This window comes from Maritimibacter sp. 55A14, assembly GCF_003122205.1.
GTDB lineage: Bacteria > Pseudomonadota > Alphaproteobacteria > Rhodobacterales > Rhodobacteraceae > QEYE01.
The window spans coordinates 54,284-62,482 of sequence record NZ_QEYE01000020.1; the positions used below are offsets into that span (position 1 = coordinate 54,284).

General features: G+C 67.2%; 8 protein-coding genes and 1 tRNA gene. 2 read left to right on the forward strand and 7 right to left on the reverse strand.

The window, feature by feature from the left end; genetic code table 11:
* Positions 1 to 16: 16 nt before the first annotated feature.
* The 7 genes from DDZ14_RS15400 to DDZ14_RS15430 are packed head-to-tail and all read right to left on the reverse strand — an operon-like array spanning position 17 to position 6,393.
* On the reverse strand, positions 17 to 949 hold the full coding sequence (locus tag DDZ14_RS15400) for an AEC family transporter (RefSeq protein WP_109425868.1): 933 nt from the start codon (positions 947 to 949) through the stop codon (positions 17 to 19).
* 5 nt (positions 950 to 954) lie between these two features.
* On the reverse strand, positions 955 to 1,752 hold the full coding sequence (locus tag DDZ14_RS15405; RefSeq protein WP_109425869.1) for an MBL fold metallo-hydrolase: 798 nt from the start codon (positions 1,750 to 1,752) through the stop codon (positions 955 to 957).
* Positions 1,752 to 2,558: a TatD family hydrolase gene (locus DDZ14_RS15410; protein ID WP_109425870.1), complete on the reverse strand. Its 807-nt coding sequence runs from the start codon at positions 2,556 to 2,558 to the stop codon at positions 1,752 to 1,754. The genes DDZ14_RS15405 and DDZ14_RS15410 overlap by 1 nt, the downstream gene beginning before the upstream one ends.
* 14 nt (positions 2,559 to 2,572) lie before the next feature.
* Entirely contained in the window at positions 2,573 to 3,718 is a 1,146-nt protein-coding gene (locus DDZ14_RS15415; RefSeq protein ID WP_109425871.1) for a DNA polymerase III subunit delta', read from the reverse strand.
* The gene (gene tmk / locus DDZ14_RS15420; RefSeq protein ID WP_109425872.1) at positions 3,715 to 4,341 is read right to left on the reverse strand and encodes a dTMP kinase; all 627 of its coding nucleotides are present in this window, start codon (positions 4,339 to 4,341) and stop codon (positions 3,715 to 3,717) included. The genes DDZ14_RS15415 and tmk overlap by 4 nt, the downstream gene beginning before the upstream one ends.
* Positions 4,341 to 5,504, reverse strand: a complete 1,164-nt coding sequence (locus DDZ14_RS15425; protein ID WP_109425881.1) for a D-alanyl-D-alanine carboxypeptidase family protein — start codon at positions 5,502 to 5,504, stop codon at positions 4,341 to 4,343. Before DDZ14_RS15425 ends, tmk begins: the two co-directional genes overlap by 1 nt.
* Positions 5,505 to 5,520: 16 nt before the next feature.
* Positions 5,521 to 6,393 carry an SPOR domain-containing protein gene (locus DDZ14_RS15430; RefSeq protein ID WP_109425873.1) on the reverse strand — a complete coding sequence of 291 codons (873 nt, stop codon included), beginning with the start codon at positions 6,391 to 6,393 and terminating at the stop codon, positions 5,521 to 5,523.
* Between the two features lie 234 nt (positions 6,394 to 6,627).
* On the opposite strand from DDZ14_RS15430, the gene DDZ14_RS15435 reads away from it, so the two are divergent.
* Both DDZ14_RS15435 and DDZ14_RS15440 read left to right on the forward strand, forming a co-directional pair.
* Positions 6,628 to 6,717: transfer RNA gene (locus DDZ14_RS15435), tRNA-Ser, on the forward strand.
* 146 nt (positions 6,718 to 6,863) lie between these two features.
* A complete protein-coding gene (locus DDZ14_RS15440; protein WP_109425874.1) occupies positions 6,864 to 8,069 on the forward strand; it encodes a site-specific integrase in 1,206 nt (401 codons plus the stop codon).
* The last annotated feature ends 130 nt before the right edge of the window (positions 8,070 to 8,199 follow it).

An 8,199-nucleotide genomic window follows, 5' to 3' on the forward strand; every position in this document is an offset into this window, starting at 1 on the left:
GGGCGTTTCCGCATTCTCAGGGCAGGATCGCCAGCCAGGCGGTGACGCTGAGGATGGAGATCAGCGTACCGGCCAGCACCGAACTGGCGGCGACGCGCATGCCGCGCCCGTAGATGCTGGCGAAGACATAGGTGTTCACGCCGGGTGCCATCGCGGCGATCACGACGGCGGCGCGCAACTGCTCCAGCGGCAGGGCGAAGACCTGTGTGGCAAGGAGCCAAGCCACGCCGGGATGGACCAGCAGCGACAGGAAGATGACCCAGGATATCTCGCGCAGGTCGCCCTCAGGGCGGTAGCGCACCAGCACCCCGCCCAGTCCGAAGAGAGCGGCCGGGAGGGCGGCGCGGATCATCAGGTCGATCGCCTCGACCAGCGCGCCGGGCAGTCCGATGCCGGAAAGGTTTACGACAAAGCCCAGTCCGATGCCGATCATCAGCGCGTTGCGGAACATCGCGCGGCCAACGGCGCGGGCAGTACTGCTCCAGCCGCCTCCCCGGCTGCGGGTAATTTCCATCGTCGTGATCCCCAGCCCGTAGCAGAAGGCCGCGTGGAAGGCGATGATGGCGAAGGCGGGCTCCAGCGCCGCGATGCCATAGGCGCGCTCCATGATCGGCAGGCCGAGCAGCACCGTGTTGGCGAAGAGCGCGGCAAAGCCGATGGCGACCGCATCTTCGGGCGCGCGCCCGAAGATGAACCGCGCGCCGGTCAGCCCAAGCACGAAACAGCTCGCCGAACCCGCGTAGAAGGACGTGAGCAGCCCGATATCCAGGCTCGCCGACAGATCGAGCGTGGAGATCGCGCGGAAGAGCAGGCAGGGAATCGCGAAGCCCTGGGTGAATTTCATCAACCCGTCCACGCCGGCATCGGTGAAATAGCCGCGCCAGACGGCGAGGTAGCCGAAACCGATGACCAGGAAGACGGGCAGGGTGACTTCGATGAGGGCCTGCACGCGCCTCAGATCTCGTATTCGATCACCATCCCGTCATGGGCGGGGGTGATGTGATCGGGCGTTTCGGCATCGACCGTGGCATAGTCGAGGTCGATATGCATGTTGGTGAGCACCGCGCGGCGCGGCGCCGCGCGCGCGATCCATTCCAGCGACAGGTCGAGATGCACATGGGTCGGATGCGGGGTGCGGCGCAGCGCGTCGAGGATCCAGCAATCGAGCCCCTTCACCGCCTTCCAGGCCGGCTCGGTCATGGCCGAGACATCGGGCAGGTAGGCCAGGTCCGCAATCCGGAATCCCAGCGCGTCCATTGCGCCATGCTCCACCTCGAACGGGGTCAGCGTGACCGTGCCGCCCGCGCCGTCGATATGCACCGGCCCGGCGATTGTGTGCAGATCGAGGATCGGGGGATAGGCGCTGCCCTCGGGTTGTACGAAGGCATAGCCGAAGCGCGAGAGCAGCGCCTCCTGCGTGGGTCCGTCCGCCCAGACCGGCAGCTTTGAGCGCCGGTTGAAGACGATCATCCGCAGATCGTCGAGCCCGTGCACATGATCGGCATGGGAATGGGTGTAGACCACGGCGTCCAGGTTGCCGACCCCGGCATCGAGAAGCTGCGCGCGCATGTCGGGCCCGGTGTCGATCAGCACCCGCGTCGTGCCGTCCCGGCCCAGGCGTTCGACCAGCAGGGCGCAGCGCCGCCGCGTGTTGCGCGGGTTGGCGGGATCGCAGGCGCCCCAGTTGTTGCCCAGCCGGGGCACCCCGCCCGACGAGCCGCAGCCCAGTATGGTAAAGCGCAGCCGATCCATCACGCGGCCTGCGGCGGCAGCACCGCCTTGGTGAAGAGTCGTTCGAAATTGGCCTCGGTCTGCGCGGCGAAATCGGCGTAGTCCATGCCGAAGACATCGGCCCCCTTGCGGGCGGTGAAGGCGGTGTAGGCGGGCTCATTGCGCTTGCCGCGATGCGGCGGCGGGGCGAGATAGGGCGCGTCCGTCTCCACCAGGATACGATCGGCGGGTGCGGCCGCGAAGATCGCCCGCAGCGCGTCGGATCTCGGGAAGGCCGCGATACCCGACATGGACAGGTAGAACCCCAGATCGAGAGCGGCCTCGGCCAGGGCGGCACCCGACGAAAAGCAGTGCATGACGCAGCCGAAGGCGCCGGCGCGGTGCTCCTCGGTGAGGATGCGGGCCATGTCCTCATCCGCATCGCGGGCATGGATGATGAGCGGCAAACCGGTGCGCCGCGCGGCCTCGATATGGATGGTCAGGCTTTCCTGCTGCCGCGCTTTGGTCTCGGCGGTGTAATGGTAGTCGAGCCCGGTCTCACCGATGCCGACGAATTTCGGGTGGCGGGCCAGGCGTTCCAACTCCTCGACGCTGGCCATGGGCTCGTCCGCGGCGCTCATCGGATGGGTGCCGGCGGCGTAGAAGACCGGCACATGGGCCTCGGCGATGGCGCGCACAGCGGGCTCGTTGCGCAGTCGGGTGCAGATCGTCACCATCCGGTGCACGCCCGCATCGCGCGCGCGCGCCACGACACCGTCCAGATCCCCCTCGAAATCGGGGAAGTCGATATGGCAATGGCTATCGGTGATGAGCGGTGCGTCGGTCATGCGGGGCTGCCTTTTCAGGCGGCGCGGCCGGCCGCCATCTGATCCATCTGGAGCAACATATCCAGGATCAGGCTGGCAGGGTCAAGGTTGACGGCCCGGCCGTGGCGGGCCCGGCCCTGAAGCGTCTCGGCAAGCTCCGCCCAGCGCCGTCCGGCGGCCGGGTCGGGGGCCAGGCGCGCCAGCATCGCGGCCTCGCCCGGCGCGGCCTCCACCGCGGGCGGCCCGGTCACGCCGCTGCGTGCCAGCCGGTGCAGAAGCAGCCCCGCCAGTCGCAGCATCAGATCGAAACGGGGTTCGGCCTCGCGCCCCGCGCAACTCTCGGCCAGCGCCAGCGCCGCCGGCCGGTCGATGCCCGGTGCATGGGCGATGAGCGTGACCAGCGCGGTATAGAGCGCGAGCCCGTCCATCTCGGCCAGGCGGATCGCCTCGCCCACCGATCCGCCGGAAAGCTCGGCCAGCGCCGCAGGGTCGCCGTCGGGCTCGATCCCGGCGGCGCTCATCGCGGCGGCCATGTCTTCCGGTCCCAGCGTGTCCAGCCGCAGTTCCCGGCAGCGCGACCGGATCGTGGGAAGGAGCCCCGAGGGCCGGTGGCTGACCAGCAGCAGCACCGCGCCCTCAGGCGGTTCCTCCAGGAGCTTCAGGAGCGCATTGGCAGCCGAGGTGTTCATCTCGTCGGCGGCGTCGATGATGACCACACGCCGCCCGCCATCGGCGGAACTGAGCCCGAAGAACCCCTTGAGCCGGCGCACCTCGTCCACGGTGATGACGGTCTTGAGCCGGGGCGGCTTGGCCTTCTCGTCCCAGCCGCGGCGCAGCAGGAAAAGATGCGGCTCGGCCAGCCCGGCCATGCGGCGCAGCACGGGATGATCGGCCGGCACGTCGAGGCTCGCCGGGGCAGGGGGCGCCTCGCCGAAGAGCCCGCCGCCCTCCGCCACACCGCCGGGGTCGGTCAGCAGGAAACGCGCGATCCTCCAGGCCAGCGTCGCCTTGCCCACGCCGCGCGGGCCGGTCAGCAGCCAGGCGTGATGCAGCCGCCCGCCGGCATACGTGTTCAGGAAGGCGGCTTCGGCACGGTCCTGCCCGACGAGCCGCATCGTGTGGCGCGGATGCGGGGCGCCGGCCACCGCATCGGGTTCGGGGCGTGGGGCATCGTCGCTCATGGCGCCTCCGCGCCGCAGAGTTTCGCGATCTCGGCGGCGATCTCGGCCTCCGGGCGCGCCGCGTCGATCAGGCGGCAGCGGCCGGGAAATTCACTTGCAAGCGCGCGGAACCCGTCGCGCAGCCGGGCCTGGAACCCGGCGCCGAATTCCTCGAACCGGTCCTCGCCGCTCTGCCGGGCCAGACCGCGCGCCAACGAGGCGTCCGGGTCCATGTCGAGGATGAAGGTCAGGTCGGGTTCGTGTCCGATCACCTGTGCGTGGAGCGCGTCCACGAGGCCGCGCAGCTCGCCGCGCGCCGCGCCCTGGTAGACGCGGGTGGAATCGGCAAAACGGTCGCTGATCACGGTCGCGCCGCGGGCGAGCGCGGGCAGGACGGTCTTTTCCAGATGGTCGCGCCGCGCGGCGGTGAAGAGCAGTATCTCGGTTTCCGCCGACCAGCGCTCGGGCGGCCCCTCGACCAGCAGCCGCCGGATCTCCTCGGCGCCGGGGGAGCCGCCGGGCTCGCGCGTCAGCACCACTTCGCCCCCGGCCGCGCGCAGCGTGTCGGCCAGGCGGCGCGCTTGCGTGGACTTTCCGGAGCCGTCGATGCCCTCGAAAGTGACGAAACGGCCGCGCTCAGCCATCAGCCGCCCGTCAGGGCCGGCACGACATAGCGGGCATAAAGGGCCTGCGCGGCGGTGCGCAGCCGCGTCGTGAAGCCACCCTTTGCGATCGCCTCGGATGCCACCAGCGGCACATGCACATCGTCGAGGTCGGGCAGGCTGATCACCAGTTCGCCCAGCTTCTGACCCTTGTCGATCGGCGCTTCGATCGGTCCGTTGAAGCGGACCTCCGCCTGCAGTTCGCCGCGCACCGTGGAGGGCACCAGCACCTCCACCACGCCGTCTGTGACCAGCGTCACCTGTCGCTTTTCACCCATCCAGACCGGGGCGCGGGCAAGCTCCCGCCCCGCATCGGCAAGTTTTTTCTTCGAAAATTGGCGAAAGGCCCAGTTCACGATCCGCTCGCCTTCCTGCGCGCGGCTCTGCGCATCCGGCAGCCCGGAGATCACGAAGACCACCCGCCGGTCGCCCTGCCGTGCCGAGGCGGCCAGCCCGTATCCGGCTTCCTGCGTGTGTCCGGTCTTTAGCCCATCGACGCCGATCCCCACGCCCAGAAGCGGGTTTCGGTTGTTCTTGTTGGCCGGGGCGCGGCCGTCGAAGAGAAACTCCTCCTGCGCGAAATAGCCGTAATACTCCGGAAACTCGCGGATCAACCGGCTCGACAGGAAGGCCAGGTCCTCGACGCTCATACGCTGGTTGGGATGCGGCCAGCCGGAGGCATTGGCGAAGGTGGAATTGTGCATTCCCAGCGCCGTGGCGCGGTCGTTCATCAGCCGTGCGAAGCCTTCCTCGGTGCCGGCCAGACCTTCGGCCACGACCACGCAGGCGTCGTTGCCGGAGTTGACCACGATGCCCGGGATCAGGTCCTTGACCGCGACGCGCTCCCCCTCGCGCAGGAACATGGTGGAGCCGCCCATCGCCGAGGCGCGCGCCGAGACGCTGAATTCCGTCTCCAGCGATACGCGCCCGTCGTCCAGGGCCTCGAAAAGCATGTTGAGCGTCATCAGCTTCGACATGGATGCCGGCGGGATCGGGCGCGTTGCGTCCTTTTGCAGAAGCACCGTGCCGGTCGTGTGGTCCAGAACATAGGCCGACGCCGCCTGGGTATCGAAAGCCTGCGCGGACGCGGCCCAGACCAGCGCCGCCGCCAGCAGCGCGGGGAGGGGGAGGCGGTGTCGTGCCATCATGCGGCTCCGTTCGTCAGTTCTTCACGAAATAGGCGTCGGAATATCCCAGGGCCTTGATCTTCGACAAAAGCGCCGAACGCTCGCCGCGGTTGGTCGCAGGCCCCACCACCACGCGCCAGTAGGTCTTGCCGCTGCTCTCCTGCTTGCGGATCGTCGGGACGATCCCGTCCTTGCGCAGGGCGGCAGCGGCCGTGTCGGCGTTCTCCTCCACGCTGAAGAAGCCGATCTGGATATAGGGTTCGGAGAGCGAGGACACGGCCTGCGGTGCGGCCGCCGGGGCGGCTTCGGGCGCCGGCGCGGCTGCGGCGCCGGCCTCGGCCTCGTCGATCGCCGCGGCCGCAGCGGCCATCGGCTCCAACGCGGCCTCCGTCACCTCGGGGGTGGCCGCGGTTCCGGTCTCGGTCGCGCTGGCGGTTTCCACAGCTGCGGGTTCGGCAGGCAGTTCGACCGTCTCACGCCGCAGGGCCGTCACGTCAAGCTGTGTCGGCTGGCCGGCCAGAATGCCCAGTGCCGAAGCCGCGTCGGAGGACACCATGAGCCGCGGACCGGGATTCTCGCGCTCGCGCTTGAAGAGTGCGCCGATCACAAAACTGTCGTTGGCCGGGTTGCGGATCATGACCCGCTCGGGCTCCTTCACGTCGGGATGCGTCACCCAAACGCCGCCCAACGAGGGCCGTCCGTCCCAGAGCCCTTCCTCGGCCACATGGAAAACCTCCGGCGCCTCCACGTCGCGTTCCGTCTGCTGGACCGCGCCAGCTTCGGAAGGTTGCGCCTCCGCCGGCTTCTCCGCGCCGCCACCGCCGGGAAACTTGAAATCTTCGCAGCCGGCCAAAACCAGCGCTGCCACGCAAATCAGAAACGGATTGCGGGTCATAAGTCCTGTCATCGGGTGTCCCCTGTCCTGCGCCGGGCCGATCCCGGTACGCCGCCGAAGCGGTCTGCTCGATCCGGCCCGGATCGCTGCCCGAGCCCCTGTTTTGGCGCATACTAGCCTGTGTGTGGGGTCAAGGAAAGTGTTCAGGCGCAGCGGTACCGCCCGGTTGGCGGAAAACGCCGCCCCTGGGGTCCGAGAACCGCGCTTTCAGAATCGCGACGGCCCGGCTAGAGACACAGACCTGCCGGAGGAGTGGCAGAGTGGTCGATTGCACCGGTCTTGAAAACCGGCGTGCGTGAGAGCGTACCGTGGGTTCGAATCCCACCTCCTCCGCCATCTTACAAATGCTGCTCATGCCCCTGCGTCATGTGGGATGGCGTTATGGCCATGTTTTACTGGCTTTTGAGGAACTTGCTCTTGTTTCTCGTTTTCCTTCGATTACGTTTACTCCTATCCGTTGTGTGGTATGAAGCGTGGTAGGAATGATCTCGGGCAAGCTGACTAAGCGCGCGATTGAATCGCTGGGGCCGGGACGGCACGGCGATGGCAACGGGCTCTATCTGGTTGTCGATCCGTCCGGCGCGCGGCGCTGGATCGTCAGGGTGACGGTAAAGGGGCAGAGGAACCGGCAGGGAAAGCCACTCCGGACGGATTTCGGATTGGGCGGTGCGGACGTCGTGACTTTGCAGGAGGCGCGGGAGCGGGCGCTGGAATATCGCCGCATGGCCAGGCAGGGCCTCAACCCGCGTTTCAACGCCGCCAAGGAAATCCCGACCTTCGAGGAAGTCGCGCGGCAGGTGCACATTGACCGGCTTCCGACCTGGAAGAACACAAAGCATGGTCAGCAATGGATCAACACATTGCGCGACTACGCCTTTCCGAAGATCGGCCGCATGCAGGTGTCGGACATCGGACAGCCGGAGGTGCTATCCTGCCTGTCGCCGATCTGGACAGAGAAGCCTGAAACCGCGCGAAGGCTGATGCAGCGGATCAGAGTTGTTCTCGATGTTGCGCGGTCGAAAGGCTTCCGCGAGGGCGAGAACCCGGTGACAGCGATCAAGGCGGCTGGTGTGCTTCCAAAGATCAAGGCGAAGCCCAAGCGCCACGGGGCGATGTCCTGGCGTGACGTACCAGCCTTCTATGCAGAGCTGAAAGCGCGGAACGCGATGGCAGCGAAAGCGCTCATGTTCACGTGCCTCACCGGATCGCGCACCAGCGAGGTCTTGGGAATGCGGTGGGAAGAGATCGACTTTGACGAGCGTCTATGGACCTGCCCGGCGGAGCGCATGAAGACCGGCGAAGCGCACCGCATTCCCCTGACCGACGAAATGCTGGCGATCATCGAGCCATTGAAGGCGCTGCGCTCGGAGTATGTGTTCGAGGGGCAGAAGCGGCACAGACCGCTTTCCAACATGTCGATGCTCATGCTTCTGCGCCGTATGAAGATCGAAGGCGTTACGGTGCACGGTTTCCGCTCCACGTTCCGAGATTGGGCGGCGGAAGTGGCCAATGCTCCGCGCGAGGTCGCGGAAATGAGTTTGTCGCACCGAATCGGATCGCAGGTAGAGCAGGCTTATGCGCGGTCTGACCTTCTCGACAAGCGCCGGGCGCTCATGGAGCGGTGGTCGGATTATGTTGCTGGGCGGTCTTCGAAGGTGGTTTCATTGCCAAGCGCTCAAAAAAGTTAAGGACCTAGGGTCAGGACCCATTGATTTCAGCCGAGCATCGTGATTCACCGCCTGAAAACAGAGCGGTGACATGTCTGATCTTTACTGGCTGAGCGACGCGCAGATGGCGCGTCTGGAACCCTATTTTCCG

What these genes read in the sequence shown, in the direction of transcription:
- DDZ14_RS15405 (WP_109425869.1), bottom strand. Translation starts at nt 1,752, where the DNA reads ATGGATCGGCTGCGCTTTACCATACTGGGCTGCGGCTCGTCGGGCGGG.
- DDZ14_RS15410 (WP_109425870.1), bottom strand. Translation starts at nt 2,558, where the DNA reads ATGACCGACGCACCGCTCATCACCGATAGCCATTGCCATATCGACTTC.
- DDZ14_RS15415 (WP_109425871.1), bottom strand. Translation starts at nt 3,718, where the DNA reads ATGAGCGACGATGCCCCACGCCCCGAACCCGATGCGGTGGCCGGCGCC.
- tmk (WP_109425872.1), bottom strand. Translation starts at nt 4,341, where the DNA reads ATGGCTGAGCGCGGCCGTTTCGTCACTTTCGAGGGCATCGACGGCTCC.
- DDZ14_RS15425 (WP_109425881.1), bottom strand. Translation starts at nt 5,504, where the DNA reads ATGGCACGACACCGCCTCCCCCTCCCCGCGCTGCTGGCGGCGGCGCTG.
- DDZ14_RS15430 (WP_109425873.1), bottom strand. Translation starts at nt 6,393, where the DNA reads ATGACAGGACTTATGACCCGCAATCCGTTTCTGATTTGCGTGGCAGCG.
- DDZ14_RS15440 (WP_109425874.1), top strand. Translation starts at nt 6,864, where the DNA reads ATGATCTCGGGCAAGCTGACTAAGCGCGCGATTGAATCGCTGGGGCCG.